General features: G+C 71.0%; 17 protein-coding genes. 9 read left to right on the top strand and 8 right to left on the bottom strand.

The annotated features are described in order from the left end of the window. Positions 1–34: 34 nt before the first annotated feature. The 3 genes from FHU34_RS11345 to FHU34_RS11335 are packed head-to-tail and all read right to left on the bottom strand — an operon-like array spanning position 35 to position 3,068. A complete protein-coding gene (locus FHU34_RS11345) occupies positions 35–985 on the bottom strand; it encodes a VWA domain-containing protein (RefSeq protein WP_145779915.1) in 951 nt (316 codons plus the stop codon). After that, positions 982–1,983 (bottom strand): DUF58 domain-containing protein, encoded by a 1,002-nt coding sequence (locus FHU34_RS11340; protein ID WP_145785544.1) that lies wholly within the window; start codon positions 1,981–1,983, stop codon positions 982–984. The genes FHU34_RS11345 and FHU34_RS11340 overlap by 4 nt, the downstream gene beginning before the upstream one ends. Next, the gene (locus FHU34_RS11335) at positions 1,962–3,068 is read right to left on the bottom strand and encodes an AAA family ATPase (RefSeq protein ID WP_145779914.1); all 1,107 of its coding nucleotides are present in this window, start codon (positions 3,066–3,068) and stop codon (positions 1,962–1,964) included. The genes FHU34_RS11340 and FHU34_RS11335 overlap by 22 nt, the downstream gene beginning before the upstream one ends. A gap of 241 nt (positions 3,069–3,309) precedes the next feature. Between FHU34_RS11335 and FHU34_RS11330 the strand changes: the two genes are divergently transcribed. From FHU34_RS11330 to FHU34_RS11320, 3 genes are all read left to right on the top strand, one after another. Next, the gene (locus FHU34_RS11330) at positions 3,310–3,540 is read left to right on the top strand and encodes a hypothetical protein (protein ID WP_145779913.1); all 231 of its coding nucleotides are present in this window, start codon (positions 3,310–3,312) and stop codon (positions 3,538–3,540) included. 245 nt (positions 3,541–3,785) lie between these two features. Beyond that, positions 3,786–4,319, top strand: a complete 534-nt coding sequence (locus FHU34_RS11325; protein WP_145785543.1) for a PH domain-containing protein — start codon at positions 3,786–3,788, stop codon at positions 4,317–4,319. Between the two features lie 157 nt (positions 4,320–4,476). Then, on the top strand, positions 4,477–5,901 hold the full coding sequence (locus FHU34_RS11320) for a PH domain-containing protein (protein WP_145779912.1): 1,425 nt from the start codon (positions 4,477–4,479) through the stop codon (positions 5,899–5,901). Between the two features lie 127 nt (positions 5,902–6,028). Here FHU34_RS11320 and FHU34_RS11315 read toward each other — a convergent pair whose 3' ends face one another. Then, positions 6,029–7,096 (bottom strand): phosphatase PAP2 family protein, encoded by a 1,068-nt coding sequence (locus tag FHU34_RS11315; RefSeq protein WP_244311614.1) that lies wholly within the window; start codon positions 7,094–7,096, stop codon positions 6,029–6,031. Positions 7,097–7,234: 138 nt separating this feature from the next. Here FHU34_RS11315 and FHU34_RS11310 point away from each other — a divergent pair, with 138 nt between their 5' ends. Both FHU34_RS11310 and FHU34_RS11305 read left to right on the top strand, forming a co-directional pair. After that, positions 7,235–7,639: a thioesterase family protein gene (locus FHU34_RS11310; RefSeq protein WP_145779911.1), complete on the top strand. Its 405-nt coding sequence runs from the start codon at positions 7,235–7,237 to the stop codon at positions 7,637–7,639. Next, on the top strand, positions 7,636–8,466 hold the full coding sequence (locus FHU34_RS11305) for an MBL fold metallo-hydrolase (RefSeq protein ID WP_145779910.1): 831 nt from the start codon (positions 7,636–7,638) through the stop codon (positions 8,464–8,466). Before FHU34_RS11310 ends, FHU34_RS11305 begins: the two co-directional genes overlap by 4 nt. Positions 8,467–8,471: 5 nt before the next feature. Here FHU34_RS11305 and FHU34_RS11300 read toward each other — a convergent pair whose 3' ends face one another. From FHU34_RS11300 to FHU34_RS11290, 3 genes are all read right to left on the bottom strand, one after another. Continuing rightward, positions 8,472–10,298: an alpha-galactosidase gene (locus FHU34_RS11300; protein WP_145779909.1), complete on the bottom strand. Its 1,827-nt coding sequence runs from the start codon at positions 10,296–10,298 to the stop codon at positions 8,472–8,474. 103 nt (positions 10,299–10,401) lie between these two features. Then, positions 10,402–11,343 (bottom strand): PfkB family carbohydrate kinase, encoded by a 942-nt coding sequence (locus tag FHU34_RS11295; RefSeq protein WP_145779908.1) that lies wholly within the window; start codon positions 11,341–11,343, stop codon positions 10,402–10,404. 113 nt (positions 11,344–11,456) lie between these two features. Further along, positions 11,457–12,608, bottom strand: coding sequence for an XdhC family protein (locus tag FHU34_RS11290; protein ID WP_145779907.1), 1,152 nt, complete (start codon positions 12,606–12,608; stop codon positions 11,457–11,459). 351 nt (positions 12,609–12,959) lie between these two features. On the opposite strand from FHU34_RS11290, the gene FHU34_RS11285 reads away from it, so the two are divergent. Further along, complete coding sequence (locus tag FHU34_RS11285) at positions 12,960–14,057, top strand: lytic polysaccharide monooxygenase auxiliary activity family 9 protein (protein ID WP_244311613.1); 1,098 nt, start codon at positions 12,960–12,962, stop codon at positions 14,055–14,057. Positions 14,058–14,148: 91 nt separating this feature from the next. On the opposite strand, the gene asnB is transcribed toward FHU34_RS11285, so the two are convergent. Further along, a complete protein-coding gene (gene asnB / locus FHU34_RS11280) occupies positions 14,149–16,110 on the bottom strand; it encodes an asparagine synthase (glutamine-hydrolyzing) (protein WP_145779905.1) in 1,962 nt (653 codons plus the stop codon). Between the two features lie 132 nt (positions 16,111–16,242). Between asnB and FHU34_RS11275 the strand changes: the two genes are divergently transcribed. From FHU34_RS11275 to FHU34_RS11265, 3 genes are all read left to right on the top strand, one after another. Beyond that, positions 16,243–17,724 carry an aminopeptidase P family protein gene (locus FHU34_RS11275; RefSeq protein ID WP_145779904.1) on the top strand — a complete coding sequence of 494 codons (1,482 nt, stop codon included), beginning with the start codon at positions 16,243–16,245 and terminating at the stop codon, positions 17,722–17,724. 460 nt (positions 17,725–18,184) lie between these two features. After that, the gene (locus FHU34_RS32935) at positions 18,185–20,074 is read left to right on the top strand and encodes a hypothetical protein (protein WP_167524798.1); all 1,890 of its coding nucleotides are present in this window, start codon (positions 18,185–18,187) and stop codon (positions 20,072–20,074) included. A gap of 294 nt (positions 20,075–20,368) precedes the next feature. Further along, positions 20,369–22,033, top strand: a complete 1,665-nt coding sequence (locus FHU34_RS11265) for a hypothetical protein (protein ID WP_145779903.1) — start codon at positions 20,369–20,371, stop codon at positions 22,031–22,033. Positions 22,034–22,094: the final 61 nt, after the last annotated feature.

Here is a 22,094-nt window from a genome sequence, read left to right as displayed (position 1 = left end):
CGGCCGGCGGCGCTGCCCGCCGCCGGCCCACCGCTCAGAGCATCCGGGACGACCAGAGCAGGCTGAGCGCACCGGCGCAGAGCGCCAACAGCAGCGCGATCCCCGCATACCACTGGGTCACCTCGCGGGGCTCGGTGCGGAACCCGATCGAGCTGCCCATGTCCTGGTAGACCTGCTTCAGCTCGCTCACCGACGCCGCCTCGTAGAAGTAGCCCTCGGTGGTCTCGGCGAGGTCGGCGAGCGCCAACCGGTCCACCGGCACCCGCTGCAACTGCCCGCCGATGTCGACCTGACCGGTGTCGGTGCCGAACGCGATGGTGGAGACCGGGACGTTGGCCGCCTGCGCGGCCGCCGCGGCCTCCTCCACCGCGCGCCCGGAGGTGCGGAAACCGTCGGAGAGCAGCACGATCCGGGCCGGCGGGATGCCCGCCGCGCCGTCGGCCGGGACCGACCGGATCGCCTCCAGGCAGGTGAACACCGCCTCGCCGGTCGCTGTCGCCTCGGCCAGCACCAGCCCGTCGATGGCACTGGTCACCGCGTCCCGGTCCTTGCCCGGCGGCACCAGCACGTTGGCCGCCTTGGCGAACGACACCAGGCCCAGGTTGTAGCTCTCCGGCAGCTCGCCGACGAACTGCTTGGCCGCCTCCTGGGCCGCCTCCAACCGGTTCGGCGCCACGTCGTCGGCCTGCATCGACAACGACACGTCGATGGCGAGCATCACTGTGGCCCGCTCCAGCGGCTCCTTGGTGTCCACCGCAGGCCGGGCCAACGCGGTGGCCAGCACCAGCAGGCAGAGCAGGAACGCGGTCGCCGGGACGTGCCGACGCCAACCCAGCCCCTTCGGGGCCAGCGTCCGCAGCAGGTCCACGTTGGTGAACCGCATCGCGTACGCCCGGCGGTGCAGCTGCCGCCAGATATAGAACGCGGCGAGTGCGAGCACCGGCAGCACGGCCAGCAGCCACCACGGTTGCATGAAACGGATCATCGTGTCGTCCCCCTGGTGCGGGCGTGCCGCTGCGCGGCCACGAATCGCACCATGTCCAGCAGCCAGTCTCGGTCGGTACGCAGACGCAGGTGGGCCGCGCCGGCGCCGCGCAGCGCGGCGGCGATAGTGGCGCGTTGGGCGGCGGCGGCATCGGCGTAGCGCTGCCGTAGCCGAGGGTCGGCGGTCTGCACCTCGTGCAGCTCGCCGCTCTCCGGGTCGACCACCGGCAGCACACCCACGTCGGGCAGCTCCAGCTCCCGCGGGTCGACCACCTCGATCGCCAGCACGTCGTGGCGGACCCGCAGCTTGCGCAACGGCCGGGCCCACTGCTCGGGCGGCGCGAGGAAGTCCGAGACCACCACCACCACTCCGCGCCGTCGAGGCGGGCGGTTGAGCATCTCGATCAGGGCGCCCAGGTCACCACGGCCGGGCTGGATGGTGGTGCCGGCGACGGTACGCAGCAGGCCCTGCGCCTCCTTGCGACCCGAGCGGGCCGGCAGACGGGTGAGCACTCCGGGCCCGGCCGGCGGCGGTGCGCCCCGCCAGCGTCGGGCCGGCACGGGAGCGCCGCCACCGGTGCCGATCACGGCGCCGATCCGGTTGCCACCGCGTACGGTCAGGTGGGTGATGGCAGCCGCCGCGGCGACCACCACCTCGCGTTTGAGCCACTGCCCGGTGCCGAAGTCCAGGCTGGCGGAGAGGTCCAGCGCCAGCCAGGTCTCCAACTCCCGGTCAGCCACCGTACGCCGTACGTGCGGGGTGGTGGTCCGGGCGGTGACCGGCCAGTCCATCCGGCGCACGTCGTCGCCGGGGCGGTACTCCCGGGACTCCCCCGCCTCGCTGCCCGGCCCGGGGAGCAGACCGGCGTAGTCGCCCTGGAGCAGACCGTCGAGCTTGCGGGTGACCAGTAGTTGAAGCCGGGACAGCACGGCCTCGCTCCGGTCGGCGAGGGGGGCGGGACGAGGGGTGGGTGAGGTCACGGGCGCTGCCCGGGCCAGCCAGCGCCCGGCGGCGGCACTGTCGACGACGGGGTGGCCTGCTGTCGGGGTGCGACCGCCGGCAGGGGGATCGTCGACATCACCCGGTGCACGATGTGGTCGGCGGGCACGTCGTCGGCGAGCGCGTCGTAGCTCAGCACCAACCGGTGCCGCAGGATGTCGGGCGCGATGTCCTGCACGTCCTGCGGCAACGCGTAGTCGCGCCCTCGCAGCAGCGCCAGCGCGCGGGTGGCCCGGACCAGGCCCAGGGAGGCGCGCGGGCTGGCACCGTACTGGATCAGTTGCGCGACGTCGGGCATGCCGTGCTCGGCCGGGGCGCGGGTGGCCAACACCAACCGGACGGCGTAGTCGACCAGGGCGTTGTGCACGAAGACCTGGTCGGCCTTGCGTTGCAGGGCGATCAGGTCCGGGGTGTCGAACACCGCTGTCGGCTCCGGCGGGGCAACGCCCATCCGGTAGACGATCTCCCGTTCCTCCGCGTCGGTCGGGTAACCCACCACGATCTTCATGAGGAACCGGTCGCGCTGCGCCTCCGGCAGCGGGTAGACGCCCTCCTGCTCGATCGGGTTCTGAGTGGCCATCACCAGGAACGGGTCGGGCACCCGGTGGCTCTCCCCACCGATGGACACCTGCCGCTCGCTCATCACCTCGAGCAGCGCGGACTGCACCTTCGCCGGGGCCCGGTTGATCTCGTCGGCGAGAAGGAAGTTGACGAAGACCGGGCCCAGCTCGACGTCGAACTTCTCGCTCGACTGCCGGTAGATCCGGGTGCCCATGATGTCGGCCGGCACCAGGTCCGGGGTGAACTGCACCCGGGCGAAGGACCCGCCGACGACCTTGGCGAGGGTCTCCACGGCCAGGGTCTTGGCGACCCCGGGCACCCCTTCGAGCAGGCAGTGACCACGAGCGAGCAGCGCGACGAACATCCGCTCGACCATCCGGTCCTGCCCGACGATCACGCGTTTGATCTCGAACAGCGCTTTCTCCAGCAGAGTGGCGTCCTGCGCGGGTGTGGTCACCGGCGCGGGCGTCTGTGGTGCCGCCCCGTTCGGCGTCGGGGCGTCGGGCATGGTCGGCTGGGCCACCGGTCCTCCACAGCATCATTCGGTCGTCGCGGCTGGTGCGGTATCAAGACTCGCATGCCTTGCTGAGTGTCGAGGTGGGGAGAAGCCGATTTTCGCCGCGCCGTCCCCGACGGCCGAACCGCGCAACGCGGGTGTGCACGGATCGGCCCGCCGCGTGTACGATTCATCCCGTCGCCGGGCGGCTCCCCCCGTGGTCGCCCGGCGCTCAAACTTCCCGTCCCGCCGCCCTAGACTGGCCGGGATGAGCATCCCCTCCCCCGCCGACGAGGCCCTGGTCTGCTCGGCCCGGGGTTGCCGGGCCGTCGCGGTCTGGGCCCTGAAGTGGAACAATCCCCGGCTGCACGACGCCGATCGGCGCAAGACCTGGCTGGCCTGCGCCGAGCACCGGGGCAGCCTCGGTGACTTCCTGGACGCTCGCGGCTTCCTGCGTGCCGTCACTCCGGTGCCCGGATCGCCTACGCTCGACACGTGAGCGGCGACCCACCGGCTTCCCCCGGCCCCACCTCCCCGTCCTGGCCGCCCACCCCGGCCTCCGCACCACCCGGCGTCGAACCACCGCCCGGTGCGTTCCCGGCACCCGGCACGCTCGGCCCGGAGCCCGTCGCGCCCGACGTCTCGTCGCCCGCACCGCTGCCGCCGGGCGCGCTGCCGCCGCCTGGTCACCGCCCGGCGCCCGACGCCGACCAGCGCGCCCCCGACCTGCCCCCACCCGGCCTCCTGCCGGCCGCTCCCGAAGCGTCCAGCCCTCTGTTGGCGGCGGGGCGAGGGCCACTGGATCCCTGGCCGAGCACTGTCAACTGGCAGCCGATCTCCACCGACCTGATCTGGGTGGAGCTGATCCGGTTGGCGGTCGTGGTCGCCATCGGGCTGGCCGTGACGGCGGTGGGCTGGGCCCTCAGCGGCCACTGGCTGTTCGGGCTCGCCGTCGCCGTCGTCGCGCTGCTCGGCGGGTGGCGAGCCATCGCGATCGTCCGCGCGGTGCGAGCCTGGGGGTACGCCGAGCGGGAGAACGACCTGCTGGTCCGACACGGGCTCCTGGTCCGGCGGCTCTCCATCGTTCCGTATTCGCGAATGCAGTTCGTCGACGTCAGCGCCGGGCCGTTGGAGCGCGCCTTCGACCTGGCCACCGTGCAGTTGCACACGGCCGCGGCGGCGAGCGACGCCCGGGTGCCCGGGCTGCGGCCGGCGGAGGCGTCCCGGCTACGCGACCGGCTCACCGCGCTCGGCGAAGACCGGGCGGAGGGCCTGTGAGCGCGAGGAGTGAGCCGGGGTTGCGAGCCCCGCAGTCGCAAACGAAAAGCGGCCCTGTGAGCGCGAGGAGTGAGCCGGGGTTGCGAGCCCCGCAGTCGCAAACGAAAAGCGGCCCTGTGAGCGCGAGGAGTGAGCCGGGGTTGCGAGGGCCGGCCCGATGAGCGACGGGCCCGCCGAGCCGAGCACCGTGCCACCCACCAGCCCGACGCCGCACGAGCCGATGCCACCGGCCGCGTGGCCGGCACCGGCGGGCGGTGGCGAAGGCGAGCCCCGGCAGCGACTGCACCCGCTCAGTCCGGTCCTGCACGGCGCCAAGTCACTGGTCGTGGTGATCGCCGGGTTGTCCTGGTCGACGCTGTCCCGGGTGGGCTTCGGCTGGTTCGCCGCCATGGTGGCGGTGCTCGCGCTCGGCGCGACAGTGTTGTCGGTGGTGAGCTGGTACAACACCGGCTACCACGTGGTGGGCCGCGAACTCCGGGTGTACGAGGGGCTGCTCTGGCGTCGTACCCGGGCCATCCCGTTGGAGCGTCTGCAGGCCGTCGAGGTGGTCCGGCCACTGCTCGCCCAGCTCACCGGCCTGGCCGAGCTGCGGCTGGAGGTGGTCGGTGGCGGCAAGACGGAGGCGCCCCTGGCGTACCTCGGGGTGACCGATGCGGCCCGGCTGCGCGACCGGCTGCTGGCGTTGGCAGGGCGGGTGGCGCAGGCACCGGAGCCGGAGGACGCGACGTCCGCGGTGGCTCCGGGAGCGCCGGCGCCGACGGTGGCCGCCCCGGGCCGGCCACTGCACGCGGTACGCAACCAGAGCCTGCTGATCAGTCAACTGCTCACACCGCAGGCGTTCCTGCTTCCGTTCGGTGTGGCGTTCGTCGTGATCCAGTTCCTCACCGCGGGGTCGTGGTCGTTCGTCGCGGTGGCGAGCACGCTGACCGCGATGGCAGGTGTGCTGCTGCAACCGGTGCGCCGGGTGCTCGACGACTGGAACTTCCGGCTGGCCCGCGACGGCGGCACGTTGCGGGTGCACAACGGCCTGTTGGAGACGCGTTCGCAGACCGTGCCGCTGGCCCGGGTGCAGACAGTGCGGGCCACCTGGCCGCTGCTGTGGCGGGTCAACGGCTGGCTGCGGCTGCGGCTGGAGGTGGCCGGGTTCTCCGTCGCGGAGGCCGACGACCGCAACCGACCCGACCGGCTGCTGCCGGTCGGTGACCTGCCGACCGCGACGATGATCGTCGCGGAGGTGCTTCCGGGGGTACGCCTCGACGCCCTGACGCTGAGCCCTCCGCCGACCCGGACCCGGTGGCTGCACCCGCTGGGCCGTCGCGCCCTCGGTGCGGGGCTGTTCGAGGAGGTGTTCGCCACCCGCTCGGGGCGGCTCACCCGCCAGTTGGTGATCGTGCCGTACGCCCGTATCCAGAGCGTGCGGGTGGTGCAGGGGCCGATCCAGCGCCGCCTCGGGTTGGCTTCCGTGCACGCGGACACGGCGGGCGGTTCCGGCGCCACCGCCCAGGACCGCGACCTGGCCGAAGCCTGGGCCCTGGCCGCCGACCTGAACCAGCGTGCCCACCAAGCCCGCCACCGCCCCTAAACCCCACCCCCGCGCCCCGCGCCCCGCGCCCCACCGCCCCACCGCGTTGATCATGAAGTTATTGCCCTCCCGACCGGCGTGTCATGGCAATAACTTCATGATCGACGGGGGGCCGGGGTGGGGGCGGTTAGTGGTCGGCGGGGACCTGGGGGGTGGTTGGTGTGCGGGGGGACGGGGGTTCGTTGGGTGGTGTCTCGGGGTCGGCGGTGTGCTCGGGGGGCGGTGGCGTTCCGGCCTTCGGGTGGCGGGCCCGCCAGGCGGCCCAGCCGCGCTCGGCCAAGCCGACCACCAGGAAGGTCAACCCCACGTACGCCCAGCCGACCAGCACGTCGATCACGTAGTGCTCACCCGAGTAGACCAGGGTGAAGGTCATCGCCAGCGGATACGCGAGCAGCAGCGGCCACCAGCGACGGCGGGTGCTGGTGAGGAAGAACAGCACGACGAACAGCGCCCACGCGGTGTGCAGCGACGGCATCGCGGCGACCGGGTTGGAGGCGATCTGGCCGGCGTTGAGGACGTTGCCGGCGCCGTGCATGCCGAACGCCTTCCAGCCCCGGGTGGAGATCCGGGCGACCTCGGTGAGCAGCCCGTTCTGCGCGGCCCACCAGGGCGGGGCGGCCGGGTAGAGGAAGTAGGTGACCAGGCCGGCGGCGCAGAGGAAGCCCCAGCGCCGCATGTACGCGGCCCAGCGGTGCCGGTCGCGCAGCCAGAGCACCGCGGCGGCGGCGAGCGCCACCACGAAGTGGGAGAAGTACACCCAGCTCGCCGCGACGTCCCACCAGTGCACCTGCGGGTGGTAGAGGTGCTGCTGCAACCAGACGGTGGGCACCTCCCCGCCGGTGGCCCAGCCGAACATGAACCGGTCGGCGACGATCAACTCCATCGCGTGCGGGGTAGCCCCGTTGTCGGCGAACCCCCGCGAGAGGTTGTAGACGACGAACAGCAGCACCACCGGCACCCAGTCCCGGGCGAAGCGCAGGTGACTGCGCCACGGCCGCTCGCTGTTCCAGGCGATGGTCGCCAGCCAGATCCACACGAAGGCGTACGCGGGGTCGGTGGGCAGCCCGATGGCCAGCCACGCGGCGACGAAGGCGACCGCCCAGACGGTCATGGCGACGACGCGCCGACGACCTCCGTCCGGGGACGCGGGCGGGTCGGTCCGGGCGGGGGGCTGGGGGTCAGTCACGACGGCCATCGCCGTCAAGGTTAACGACGGGTACGGCATCGACCGACGGGGACCACCCGGCGGGGCCGCGCACAGGTGGGAGACGGTGGGTGTCGGGATCACCGGGCGCGTGCTCGACGGGCTCGGCGAGCACCTAGGCTGACGACCATGCAGGAGCAGCCCGAGCCGGCCTTCGCGCCGGGTCTGACCGCCCAGGTCGAGTTGACGGTCACCGACGCGGACACCGCCCAGGCGGTGGGTTCGGGGGACGTACCGGTGCTGGGCACTCCCCGGGTCCTCGCGCTCGCCGAGGCGGCGACCGTCGCGGCGACGGCGACCGGGATGCCACCCGGGTCGACGACGGTGGGCACCCGGGTCGAGTTGGAGCACCTGGCGCCGACCGTGGTCGGCCGGACGGTCCGGGCGCAGGCCCTGCTGGCGACCGTCGACGGTCGCCGGCTGTCGTTCGAGGTCACTGTCAGCGACGGTGACCAGACGGTGGCCCGGGGTCGGGTCGACCGGATCATGGTGGACCGGCAACGTTTCGTCGAACGCGCCGGGCGGGTGTCATGACCGCCGGTTTCGTCGAGGTCGCCGACCGGGTGCACGTGAGACGCGAGCCGATGCTGCGGGTCAACGTCACACTGGTCGTGGGCGACGACGAGGCCCTGCTGGTGGACACGCTCTCGTCGGCCGCGCAGGCCACCGACCTGGCCGCCGCCGTGCGGGCGGTCACCGACCGGCCGTTGACGCTCGTCAACACCCACCACCACTACGACCACTGCTTCGGCAACGCCGTCCTGGCCGGCGAGCCACCCCGCCCGGTGTACGCGCACGAGCTGGCCGTCGCGGCCCTGCGCGACGAGCCGGAGCGGCTGCGCCGGGAGGCGTACGAGGAGGTGCGGACGGAGCACCCGACGCTAGCTGCCGAGCTGGCCGACACTCCGCTGCTCGCCCCGACGCACGCCGTGCAGACGGAGACGACACTCGACCTGGGCGGCCGGCGGGTGCTGCTGCGGCACCCGGGCCGGGGGCACACCGAGGCCGACCTGGTGGTGCACGTGCCGGACGCCGACGTGCTGGTGGCCGGTGACCTCGTGGAGCAGAGCGGCCCGCCCGCCTTCGAGGACTCGTACCCCCTGAAGTGGCCGGACGCGGTCGCGGACCTGTTGCGGCTGACCACCGCGCGCACCGTGGTGGTGCCGGGTCACGGCGACCCGGTGGACGTCGACTTCGTCCGCGCCCAGCACGCCGAGCTGGCCAGGTTGGCCTGGCTGATCCGGGCCGCGCACACCGGCAGCGCCCCGCCGGAGCGGGTCGCCGCCGAGGCGCCCTTCGGTGCGCGCGCCGCCCTGATCGCCGCCCGGCGCGGCTACCTCGAACTCGACGGCGAGGGCTGACCAGCCTAGGCCGAGGTACGCCGCCACTGTTGCTGGTTGCCGGTGCCGCACGTCCACTGCACGACTCGGGCACCGTCGGTGGTGGCGGCGTTGAGGACGTCCAGGCACTTGCCGCTGTGCCGGGCGACGAGCTGCACGTAGCCCGTGCCGAGGTCCTGCACGCGCCACTGTTGGTTGGTGCCGCCGTTGCAGGTCCACTGGGTCACGCGGACCCCGTCTGCGGTAGCCGTCGCGCCGCCGTACACGTCGAGGCACTTGCCGCTGTGCACGCTGACCACCGTCTGGTAGCCGCCGCCCGCGTCCTGGAACCGCCACCGCTGGTTGGGCTGGCCGTTCGCGGCCCACTGGACCACGTCGGCGCCGTCGGTGGTCGCGTTGTTCGACACGTCCAGCAGCTTTCCGCTGTGCCGAGCCGTGAGGGTGGACGTGGTCGGCACCGGCACCGTGGTCTCCGGCGCGAGCCGGTACAGCCCGGCGCCGTGGGCCGGGAGCGTACGGGTGAAGGTGCCGCTCGCCGTGCCGAGGGCCGCACCGGACCACAGGTCTGTCGCGCTGGCGGATCCGATGCCCAGGTCGGCCAGGTTGACCGACACGGGGGCCGCGCTGCTCTCCCGGTTGAAGAGGGCGACGTACCTGTGGTTGCTGCCTGGTACGTCGGCGGTCCACACCTGCCGGGTGCCGCCGGTGAGCTGACGGTTGTTCGTGCTGTTCTGGTCGACCGCCAGCACCGCCGCGTTGGTCATCAGCGCCAGTTCCGAGGCGCGGTTCTCGACCAGGTTGCCGCCCCACATCAACGGCGCCCGGTTGATCACCCACAGCGACATCAGGGTGCGCTGCTCGTCCGCCGTCAGGTTGGAGTAGCGCGGCGACCCGACCGGCCCGTACTTGGAGAGCCGACCGATCGGGATCATGTCCGGATCGGGCCAGGCGCCGGTGGCGCGGTACGGGGTCCAGTTGCGGAGTTGGTCGAAGAGGGCGTCCACGGACGACCAGTTGTCCCACAGGTCGTTGACGATGCGCCACATGTGCGCGTTGGTCTGCACGTGTCCGCCGCTGGCCAGCGGGGTCGCGCCGGGAGACAGGCTCAGCACCATCGGGCGGCCGCTGCGCTGGATGGCGGTGCGGTATCCCTCGACCTCCGCCTGCCGGTACGTCGGCGCGGCGATGTCGTCCACCTTGACGAAGTCGACGCCCCAGGACGCCAGCAGCTGGAACACCGAGTCCAGGTAGGTCTGCGCGCAGGGGTTGGACATGTTCAGGCCCCACATGAGGTTGAGCCAGGCCGCGGTGGTGGTGTTGTTGACCTGGTTGGCGCGGCAGGTGGTGCCGAGGATCGGGACGTTGTCGGCGACGGCCTGGCGGGGTATGCCGCGCATCAGGTGGACGCCGAACTTCAGCCCCTGCGCGTGGACGTAGTCGGCGAGGGGCTTGAACCCGTTGTCACCGGCGGCGGAGGGGAACCGGGTGGTGTCCGGTAGCAATCGCCCGTTGGCGTCCATCCGGAGCCGGGGTTGCAGGTTGGCGTCCTGGTTGGGGCTGTTGTTGTGTTGACCGGGGTAGTACCAGGCCCAGTCGATCACCACGTACTGCCAGCCGAACTGCCGCAGGTTGGTGGCCATGTAGTCGGCGTTGGCCCGTACGTCGGCTTCGGTGACCCTCCAGTTGAACGAGTCGTAGCTGTTCCATCCCATCGGTGGGGTGTCGGCCACGTCGTTGTCCCATGCGAGCGCCCGTTCGGGCGGGCTGACGAAGATGCCTCCCACGGCCACGAGAAGCATGATCAGCATGGCCGCGACGGGGCGGAACGACGGAGGTACCAGGACTGGTGACATCGAAGCCTCCGGCGAGAGCGCAGGGATGTTTCCATCGCAAGACGTCGATGTTAACGCTCACATGAAGTGGGCGTCAAGACGACGCGCGCACCCTCGCGGACGGTCAGCCGGCGCTTCCGAAGCGACGTTCCACGTCGGCGCGCGTGGGCATGGCGGTCGCGCCACCCGGTGACTCACAGACCAGGCCGGCGACCCGCAGCGCGAACCCGACCCGCTCGATCCACCCGTCCGAGGTGACCGGCTCCCCGGCGACGAGCAGATCGGCGATCAACGCGGCCATCACCGAGTCACCCGCGCCGGTGGCGTCGATCGCGTCGACCTTCGGGGCCGGCACCCGGACCGGGTCGGCGTCGGCGGCAGCCAGCACCGCACCGGCCGCGCCGAGCGTCACCACCACCGTTGAGGCACCCACCTCGCGCAGGTACGCCGCGACCCCCTCGACCGGTTCACCCGGATAGAGCAGCCTGGCGTCGGCGGCGCTCAGCTTGACCAGGTGCGCGCCGGCGGCGAACTCGGCCACCACCTCGCGCAGCCCCTCCAGCGCGGTCGGCCCGTCCAACAGCCGGGGACGCACATTCGGATCGAAGACCCGCAGACCGGTGGCGAGCGACCAGGCGCGTCGGGCGGCGGCGAGCACGTCGGGCTGCAAGAGCACGATCGAGCCGCAGTAGAGCACGTCCGCGCCCTCCATCAGCGCGAGATCCAGGTCGTCGGGGCCGAGCAACCCGTAGGAGGCCGGCTCGCCGTAGAAGCGGAAGTCCGGTTCCGGTCCGGCGTACGTCACCACGGCGAGCGTGGTCGGCGCCGGCACCGTGACCGCGCCGGCCACCCCGACGTCGACAGCGCTCAAGAAGGCGCGGATGCGACCACCCAGCACGTCGTCGCCGAGCGAGCCGACGAACTGTGCCGCGCCGCCGAGGCGGGCCACGCCGACGGCCACGTTGAGCGGTCCACCGCCGATCGCCTGCCGGTAGACCCGCTCACCGTCGCGCTCAGTGTCGAGCAGGTCGACCAGCGCCTCGCCGAGCACCACCGCGTATCCCATGCCGGTCCTCTCGTCCTCGCCACCCGCCGCCGACCCTCGTACGCCGAACCGATCGCCGTGGCACCAGGCTGGCACAACGGGCCGCTCAACGGGCACCGAAGCCGCCGCAACCGCTACCCCAGCTGGTGGATCGGCCCGTCGAGCGCCACCAGCGGGCGACCCGTGCCGCCCCAGCGGGCCGCGACGATCTGCGCGGCCACACTCACCGCGGTCTCTTCAGGGGTACGTCCACCGAGGTCCAGCCCGATCGGGGAGGCGAGCCGGGCGAGCTGCGCCGGGCTGACCCCCGCCTCGCGCAGCAGCTTGAGCCGTTCGTCATGGGTGCGTCGCGAGCCCATCGCGCCGACGTACGCCAGCGGGTGGCGCAGCGCCACCTCCAGCAACGGCACGTCGAACCTCGGGTCGTGGGTGAGGACGCACACCACCGTCCGCTCGTCGACCCGACCGGCGTCCACCTCCGTCCGCAGGTAGCGGTGCGGCCACTGCACCACCACCTCGTCCGCCTCGGGGAAGCGTCGCGTGGTGGTGAAGACCGGCCGGGCGTCGCAGACGGTGACCCGGTAGCCGAGGAACGCGCCGATCCGGGCCACGGCGGCGGCGAAGTCGATGGCCCCGAAGACGATCATCCGGGGCGGTGTGGCGTACGCGGTCACGAAGAGGCTCACGCCACAGCCGCGGCGCTGCCCGTGGTACCCGTACCGGAGCATTCCACTGTGTCCGGCGGCGAGCAGCCCGAGGGCGTCGGCGCTGGCGGCGGCGTCGAGGCGGTCGTCGCCGAGGGAGCCGGTCGGCTGCCGGCCGGTCAGCACGAGCCGTCGACCCAGCCGCCCGGCCGGGTCGGCCGGCACCGGCCCCGGCGGGTCACCGGCGTCCGCCGCCACGCAGGTGACCACCGCCGCCGGTCGGCCGTCCCGGCGGGCGGCGGCGATCGCGTCCAGCCCGGGCAGGGCGTGGGCGTCGACGCGCTCCACAAACACGTCGAGGACACCACCACAGGTCAGGCCCACGGCGTACGCGTCGTCGTCGCTGATCCCGTACCTGGTCAGCTCGGGTGCGCCGGTGTCCAGCACGCGGCGGGCCCGTTCGTAGAGGTCCGCCTCGACGCAGCCGCCGGAGACACTGCCGGTGACCGTGCCGTCGGCCGCGACGAGCATGGTCGCGCCGGGCGGCTGCGGCGCGGAGCGCCAGGTGGCCACGACGGTGGCGAGGGCGACCGGTTCGCCACCGCGGCAACGTCGGTGCGCCTCGTCGAACACGTCCGGCACCGACCGCCACCTCTCGGTTTCCTCACCTCTAGGCAGGATATGGCGTCCATCGGCGGTCGACGGGTCAATTGATGCATCGAGGAACGACTATTGCGTCGGGACCGTGCGGCATGGTGGGATGACGCGTACCGGGCGGTGCGAGGGCTGCCGTGCCGCCGGTTGCCGGGTTCGTTCGACGCGAGGGCACCGGTCCAGGGCTGGACCGACGATGGCGCGTGTCCACCGGCTGATTCTCCGCCGGGCACGTCGCCGTGATCGTCGCACCGCTCACCGAGGCGGGCGATCATGCCACATCCCACCCGATGTCAGCGGGGCGGCGCGGGCGGCGCGCCTCGCGAGTCAGGAGAACCTGTGAACCGTTCCCGTACGGCCGCGTTGCTCATCGCGTCCGTGACACTCGCACTGGGCGGCGTCGCCTTGGCGTCCAATCCGCAGCCTGCCGAGGCGCATGGCGCGGCGATGACGCCCGGCAGCCGCACCTACCTGTGCTGGCAGGACGGCCTCAGCCAGACCGGTGAGATCCGGCCGACCAACCCCGCGTGCTCCGCCGCCGTCGCGACGAGTGGCGCGAACTCGCTCTACAACTGGTTCAGCGTGCTCCGCTCCGACGCAGGGGGCCGGACCACCGGCTTCATCCCGGACGGCCAGCTGTGCAGCGGTGGTGCCACCGGCTTCCGCGGCTACGACCTGCCCCGCACGGACTGGCCGCTGACCCACCTGACCGCCGGCGCGCGGTTGGACTTCAAGTACAGCAACTGGGCACACCACCCGGGCACGTTCTACTTCTACATCACCAAGAACAGCTGGAGCCCGAACCGGGCGCTCGCCTGGAGTGACCTGGAGGAGCAGCCGTTCCTCCAGGTGACCAACCCGCCGCAGCGCGGCGGCGTCGGCACCAACGACGGTCACTACTACTTCAGCGGCAACCTGCCGTCGGGCAAGAGCGGCCAGCACATCATCTACTCGCGCTGGGTGCGGTCGGACTCGCAGGAGAACTTCTTCGGCTGCTCCGACGTGGTCTTCGACGGTGGCAACGGTCAGGTGACCGGCATCCGGGGCGGCACGACGTCGCCGACCCCCACGCCGACCACCCCGACGCCGGGTCCGACCGACCCGCCGCCGACCACCACCCCGCCGCCGGCCGGTGGCGCCTGCACGGCCAGCTACAAGGTGACCACCTCCTGGCAGGGTGGCTTCCAGGGCGAGGTCACGATCACGAACAACGGCAGTTCGGCGTTGTCCGGCTGGACCGCAAGCTGGACCTGGCCCAACGGGCAGTCGATCAGCCAGATCTGGGGTGCGACACAAACGTCGTCCGGATCGTCGGTGACAGCGACGAACGTCAACTACAACGGCACTCTCGCACCGTCGGCCAGCACCACGTTCGGCTTCCTGGGCAGCTCCACAGGAACCAACGGCGCCCCCACGGTGAGTTGCGCCGCCCGCTGAGCCCCTCGCCATGAATAGTTGATCAAGAGGTTTGCGTCATCCGGAGCCAATCCGGTGACGCAAACCTCTTGATCGACGGGCTAGGACCGGGTCAGCGGACCATGGAACCGACCACGGGCTTCGTCAGCAGGGCCGACTGGTTGCGCTGGATGCCCGGGTCGAGCGTCTTCGACACGAAGATGGCGTGCCAGATGCAGAAGATCAACACCGTCCACACCTTGCGGGAGTGGTCGGCCTCCTCCCGCTTGTGCTCGTCGAGCAGCCGCAGCGCGTACGACAGGTCGAGCAGGTCACCCGCACCCGAGGTGCTCAGCACGTGCCGGGCCCACTCGTACATCTCGCCGCGCAGCCAGACCCGGGTGGGGGTCGGGAAGCCCAGCTTCTTGCGGTTGACGATGGCCGGCGGCACGACACCCTGCAACGCCTGACGCATCGCGTACTTGGTGGCGTCGGACCGCGGCGGCAGCTTCAGGTCCACCGGGATCTTCGCCGCGACGTCGAACACCTCACGGTCGAGGAACGGCACCCGCACCTCCAGCGAGTGCGACATCGAGATCCGGTCGGCCTTGACCAGGATGTCGCCGCGCAGCCAGGTGTAGAGGTCGACGTACTGCATCTTGGTGACGTCGTCCAGCTCGGTGCACTCGGCGTAGATCGGGGCGGTGACGTCCGTGTAGCGCACCGAGGGGTCGTAGCGGCGCATCAGGTGCTGCTTCTCCTCCTCGGTGAACATCCGAGCGTTGCCGTAGTAACGCTCCTCGATCGGAGTCGTGCCGCGCTCCAGGAAGCTCTTGCCCTTGACCCCCTGCGGGATCGCCTTGGAGACCGCGCGCAGGCCCTTCTGCACCCCACCGGGCAGACCGTTGACGGTGCCCAACGACAGCGGCTCCCGGTAGATCGTGTAGCCGCCGAAGAACTCGTCCGCGCCCTCGCCGGACAGCACCACGGTGACGTGCTCGGCGGCCTTCTTCGCCACGAAGTACAGCGGCACCAGCGCCGGGTCGGCCACCGGGTCGTCCAGGTGCCAGACGATCTTCGGCAGCGCGTCGATCATGTCCTGTGGACCGATCTTGGTGGGGATCGTGGTGACGTCCAGGTGCCGCGCCGACTCCTGGGCGACGTCGATCTCCGAATAACCCGGCACGTCGTAGCCGACGGTGAAGGTGAGGATGTTCGGGTTGAACTCGCGGGCCAGCGCGACCACCGCCGTGGAGTCGATGCCGCTGGACAGGAACGAGCCGACCGGCACGTCGGAGCGCATGTGCATGCGCACGCTCTCCCGCAGCGTCTCCCGGATCTCGTGGTACAGCTTCTGCTCGTCGTCGACCGGCGCCGGCCGGAACACCGGCCGGTACCACCGGCGTACGTCGATCCGCCCGCCCGGGGTCCAGTTCAGGTACTCCCCCGACCCGATCCGGCTGATGCCCTTGTGCAGCGTGCCCGGCTCGGGGACGTACTGCAGGGTCAGGTAGTGGCTCAGGTTGGCCGTGTCGACGCCCGCGTCGCCCTGGTAGTTGCTGTGCGCGAACGGCAGCAACGCCTTCTTCTCCGACGCCAGGTAGAGACCGTCGGCGGTCTCCAGGTAGTGCATCGGCTTGATGCCGAAGTAGTCGCGGGCACCGAAGGCGCGCCGCTCCTGCCGGTCCCAGATGACGAAGGCGAACATGCCCCGCAGCCGGGTGAGCACCTGCTCGCCCCAGAAGTGGTAGCCCGCCACGATCACCTCGCCGTCGCCGGCGGTGGCGAACTGCGCGCCGAAGTTCCTGATCAACTCCTCGCGCAGCTCGATGTAGTTGTAGATCTCACCGTTGAAGGTGAGCAGGTAACGACCGTTCGCGTAGGGCAGCGGCTCGTGGCTCGACGCGACGTCGATGATGGCCAGCCGCTTGTGGGCGAACACGCCGTCCGCGTACCGGCCGGAAGCGTCGCCGACCACCTCGACCCCGGTCTCGTCGGGGCCGCGGTGGTGCAGGCATTCCAACGCTCCGGCGATGTGGTCGCGATGCGCTGCGGCGTTGCCGTTCGCGCTGAAGAAGGCCAGAAGTCCGCACATGGTGGCCATCTTTCCACGCGCGCTGTCGGCCCTTGCAGCCGTCCGTCGATCCACCCGACTCCCGGCGGGCGTCACCACGAACCGGACGCGCGGTACCGTCGGGACCAGCAACGAAGCGGAGGGAGCGGCGCAATGACCGAGGGACGCACCGACGGTACGCCGACGGACGGTACGGAATCGCACGATCCGGACTTCCCGGAGGCGTTCCTGTCCTTCATGCGGCAGGGCTGGCGCGACACCGCGCTGCCCGTGACGCCCCGCCCGGAGACACCGAACTACGCCAAGCGGCGGGCGGCCCTCTCGGCGGCCTTCCCCGGCGAGACGCTGGTGATCCCCACCGGCACCGAGAAGGTCCGGGCCAACGACACCGACTACCCGTTCCGGCCCGGCAGCGACTTCGCCTACCTGACCGGCGACCACGACGCGGACAGCGTGCTCGTGCTGCGCCCGAACGGCTCAGGGCACGACGCGACGCTGTACATGCGGCCCCGGTCCTCCCGGGAGACCGACGAGTTCTTCCGCAGCCGCAACGGTGAGCTGTGGGTGGGCCGGCGGCACACGCTCACCGAGAAGTCGACCGAGCTGGGCCTGCCCACCGCAGACCTGACCGGCCTGGAGGCGACGCTCGCCGACCTCGCGCCGGGGCGTACCCGGGTGTTGCGCGGTTTCGACGCCCAGGTGGACGCGGCCGTCCGCCCCTACGACGGCGTCCGCGCCGACGGGCAGCCCGCCCGCGACCGGGAGCTGGCGATCGCCATCTCGGAGATGAAGCTGGTCAAGGACGAGTGGGAGATCGGCCAGCTCCAGGACGCGATCGACGCCACCGTCCGCGGCTTCGAGGACGTGGCCCGGATCCTCCCGGCCGACCGCGCGGTCTCCGAGCGGCTCCTGGAAGGTGTCTTCGCGCTGCGGGCCCGTCACGACGGCAACGACGTCGGGTACAGCTCGATCGTCGGCGCCGGCGAACACGCCACGATCCTGCACTGGGTGCACAACCACGGCGCCACCCGGCCGGGTGACCTGCTGCTGATGGACATGGGCGTCGAGGGCCGCAACCTCTACACCGCCGACGTGACCCGGGTGCTCCCGGTGAACGGTCGGTTCACCGCCCTGCAACGCCAGGTCTACGACATCGTGTACGCCTCGCAGCAGGCCGGCATCGAGGCCATCCGCCCCGGCGTGAAGTTCAAGGACGTCCACCTGACCTGCATGCGGGTCCTCGCCGAGGGCCTGTCCGACCTCGGTCTGCTGCCGGTGAGCGTGGACGAGGCGATGGACGAGAAGTCGACGGTCTACCGGCGGTGGACGCTGCACGGCTTCGGCCACATGCTCGGCATCGACGTGCACGACTGCTCGAATGCCCGCAAGGAGACGTACCGCGACGGCGCGCTGGGCGAGGGCTACGTGCTCACCGTCGAGCCGGGGCTGTACTTCCAGCCCGAGGACGAGCTGGTCCCCGCCGAGCTGCGCGGCGTCGGCATCCGGATCGAGGACGACGTGCTGGTCACCGCGACCGGTGCGACGAACCTGTCGGCCGGGTTGCCGCGCACCTCCGACGAGGTGGAGACCTGGCTGGCCGAGCAGCGCGAGGCCGGCCCCCGCCTGCCCGGCTGACCGACACACACCAACACCTCACCCCGGGCCGCGACGACTGACCGTCGCGGCCCGACCCGTCTCCAGCCACCTCACTGCCTCCAGCCCGCCCCGCCGTCGTCGCCCCGCCAGCGCCCGGCGAGAGGCCCGGCGCGTGATCCACTCCATATCGCCGAAGTGGCGGTATCCGGCTGCGGGGACAGCGCGATATCGGCGATATGGAGTGGATCACTCCGCAGCCCGTGGGTCAGGCTGCGCTTTCCGTCGGCGTTGGCGCTGCTCACGCCCCCTTTCCACCACCCCGAACCGGTTGCCCGACCTCAACCGGCCTGAGCCGAATGCGGGGTTATCTCGGATACGTCCGCATCGCGAAGATGGTTCTCATACGGTGGGGATCAGAGGCTACAACCCATTTGTAGCTGGTCGTGGCGCCCCAGGCGGTGCGACCCCGTCTGGTAGCAGGAAAGGGCGGAAGGCTCTGATGTCCAACGACGTAACGAGTACCGACGGCGGGGCCTCGACAGCTCCGCCGACACGACGAAGGCGGGCGCTGTGGGTCGCCGGCGTGGCCGGGCTGACCGGTGTGGTCGGTCTGGCGGCCCTCGGCGGCGTGGCCGCCCGCGACGACAAGCCCAAATCCGACCAGGTCTCGGACGCGCAGCCGTCGACCAACCGGCAGAGCGTCAGTGACGCCGGCGGCGCGGACGAGGGCGGCTCGAAGAGCGACGGTCGGGACGACGAGTGGAGCGGCGACGACTGGAGCGGCTTCGACGACCGGGCCGGCAAGGACGACAAGCGCGACGAGAAGGACCGCACCAGGCAGGTGCCGTGCGACAGCGACAAGCTGATCCAGGCCATCACGTTCGCGAACAACGACGACGGCGGCGTGCTGGAGTTGGCGAAGGGCTGCACCTACACCCTGACCCGCAACCAGGACGGCAATGGCCTGCCGGTGATCACTCAGCCCATCACCCTCAAGGGCGAGCACACCACCATCGGCCGTGAGGCCACCGCTGACTACTTCCGCATTCTCAACGTCGGCGCCGGCGGGCACCTCACCCTCAAGGGCCTGAGCATCAGGGGTGGGCAGACCCTTCGGTCCGCGGTCACCGCCGACCCGGCGACGGTCTGGGCGCCGTACTCCGCCCTGGTCCGGTCGTCGACGGCAGCAGCCGCTGGGGCAGCCAAGCCGGCAGCAGCCGAGGCGGCCAAGCCGGCAGCAGCAGTCAAGGCAGCACCGGCAGCCAAGCCTGCGGCGGCGGCCAAGGCGGCGGCCAAGGCGGAGACGAAGGCGGAGGCCAAGGCGGCGGCCAAGGCGGCGGTCAAGCCGGTCAAGCCGGAAGCGAAGCCAGCGGCAGCAACCAAGGCGACAACGGCAGCGAAGCCGACGGCCAAGACCAAGGCCAAGCTGGCAGCCGAGGCCAAGCCGGCCACCGAGGCCAAGGCGGCAGCGGCCAAGGCAGTTCCGGTAGCCGCACCGGCGGTAACGCCGTTGGTCGAGGAGCCCGGGTTCACTGACGGCGCCGGGGTGCTGGTGCAGCCCGGTGGTCGCGCGGAGATCCTGGACAGCGAGTTGCTCTACAACCAGTCCGGTGGCAACGGCGGCGGGCTGGCCAACTTCGGCAGCACCAGGCTCAGCAAGACGACGGTGGCCCACAACACCGCGTTCTTCTTCGGCGGCGGCATCTTCAATGCCGGCGTGCTCCAGGTGGACGAGTCGAAGGTGAAGGACAACACCGGCATCATCGGCGGCGGTGGCATCTCCAACGGCGCTGCCCGGATCTTCACCGACGATGTCGACGGCGGCTCGGTCTGGGTCTACAAGAGCGAGGTCACCGACAACGAGACGCTCGGCTTCGGCGGCGGCGTCCTGGATGTCGAGGGCACCACGACCCTGCACGAGACGAAGGTCAGCGACAACACGGCGGTCCTCGCCGGTGGCGGCGTCGCGGTGGCCGACAGCCAGCTCACACTCAAGCACGCGACGGTGGCCAAGAACAGCACCGCCGGCGTGGGTGGCGGTGTGGCGGTTGCCTTCGACAGCGTCGCGACGATCGAGGACACCGCCATCAAGGACAACACCGCAGGGTTCTTCGGTGGCGGCCTCTTCAACGAGGACAGCGTCACAACGCTGCGCGACAGCGACGTGACGGGCAACCGGGCCATCGGCCCGGTGGCCAGCGGCGGCGGTATCTACAACACGGATGGCGGGGAGATCACGCTCCGTCGGACGAAGGTGACGCACAACTTCGCCACCCTTCCGCCCGGCGGGATCTCCAACGGCCTCGGCAGCTTTGTCCGGCTGGACGACGAGTCCGCGGTGTCCGCCAACCGCCCCACCAACTGCCTGAACGTTCCCGGCTGCTTCTGACCGGAACGGATGGCTGATCCACATAGAGGGTGCGCCCCTCCGAGCCGGTCCTCGGCGCGGAGGGGCGTACCCATTTGGGCAGCTCAGTGACCCTCCGGGGGGCGCGTGCCCAACCGGGGCCTCGCGGGCGGTCCGGGCCGGACATGAACCGAATGTGGGGTTCTCTCGGATAAGCCCGCGAGGCGAGGATCCTTCTCATACGGTGGTTTTGGGAGCTACAACCGATTTGTAGCAGGGGACGCCCGTCTGACGGCGGCGACCCTGTCTGGTACGAGGAGAGGGCAGAGAGCTCCGATGTCCAACTACCTAACGAACAACGAAGCCTCCGGGCGGGCGACGGCCAAGCGCCGCCGCAAGCTCTGGCTCGCCAGTGGCGTGGCCGGTTTGACGGGCGTGATCAGTCTCGCGGCGGTGGGCGTCGCGGGCAGCGCCGGAGCGGTCGGCCTGAACTGGAACACCGCACAGGTCAGCAAGGACGGTGACCAGCGGGGTGACGAGTCGCGCGACTGGGACAAGAACGAGGACCGGGACAAGGACAAGGACCGGGACAAGGACAAGGACAAGGACAAGGACCACGAGCGCGGGAAGGAGGTGCCCTGCGACACCGACAAGCTGATCCAGGCGATCGTCTTCGCCAACAGCAAGCACGGCGGTGTGCTGGAACTGGCCAAGGGCTGCACCTACAACCTGAGCCGCAACGACTACCAGGGCAACGGCCTGCCGGTGATCACCGAGCGGATCACGCTCAAGGGCGAGCACACCACGATCGCCCGGGAAGCCACGGCGGACTACTTCCGGATCCTCAACGTCGGCAGTGGTGGGCACCTCACCATCAAGGGGCTGACCATCAAGGGCGGTCAGACCCTCGAACTGTTCAACAGTGTCGAACCGGCGGCCGTCTGGGCGTCGTACTCGGACTCCGAGGCGATCGCGGCCCAGGTGAAGGCGGGCACGCCGCTGAACGAGGCGCTCTCCGCCCGGCAGGCCAACCCGAAGGCCGGCCTCAAGGCCGCGCCGAAGGTCACGGCCAAGGCCGCGCCGGCTGCCAAGGGGGGCGTCGTCACGCCGCTCGTCGAGTACCCGGAGGCGACCGACGGTGCCGGCATCCTGGTCCAGCCGGGTGGCACCGCCGAGATCCTGGAGTCCGAGGTCGTCCTGAACCAGTCGGGCGGCAACGGTGGTGGTGTGGCCAACTTCGGCACCACGAAGATCTGGCACAGCACCGTGACCCGTAACACCGCCTTCTTCTTCGGTGGTGGTGTCTTCAACGCCGGCCTGCTCAAGGTCGAGGAGTCGAAGATCAACGACAACACGGCCATCATCGGTGGTGGCGGTATCTCCAACGGTGCCGCTCGGATCTTCGCCGACGACGTCGACGGCGGAACGGTCGAGCTCAAGAAGGCCGAGATCAACGACAACGAGACGCTGGGCTTCGGCGGTGGCTACCTCGACATCGAGGGCAACACCACGGCGTACGAGACCAAGTTCGTCTCGAACACCGCGGTTCTCGCCGGTGGTGGTATCGCCGCGGCGGACAGCCAGCTGAACCTGCACCACGCCACCGTGGAGAAGAACAGCACCGCGGGCGTCGGTGGCGGTGTGGCCATCGCCTTCGACAGCGTGGCCACGTTCGAGAAGAGCAGCATCAAGGACAACACCGCCGGCTTCTTCGGCGGCGGGCTCTTCAACGCCTTCAGCGTCACCACGCTGCGTGACAGCGAGGTCGTCGGCAACCGGGCCATCGGCCCGATCGGGGTCGGCGGCGGCATCTTCAACATCTTCGGCGAGGTCAACCTGTCGAAGACGAAGGTCGCCCACAACTTCTCCACCTTCGCTCCGGGCGGTGTCTTCAGCTTCTTCGGGGAGGTGAACGTGGACGACAAGTCCGCGATCACCGCGAACCGCCCGACGAACTGCCTGGCCATCCCGGGCGGAACCATCGAGAACTGCTTCGCCTGATCACCCTCTGGTGACAACAGCACACAGACCGGCCCCCTTCCGCACCAGCGGGAGGGGGCCG

This window comes from Micromonospora taraxaci, assembly GCF_007830095.1.
Taxonomy (GTDB): domain Bacteria; phylum Actinomycetota; class Actinomycetes; order Mycobacteriales; family Micromonosporaceae; genus Micromonospora; species Micromonospora taraxaci.
The sequence above is the reverse complement of the archived record's forward strand: the minus strand, read 5'-3'. Positions and strand labels throughout refer to the sequence as shown.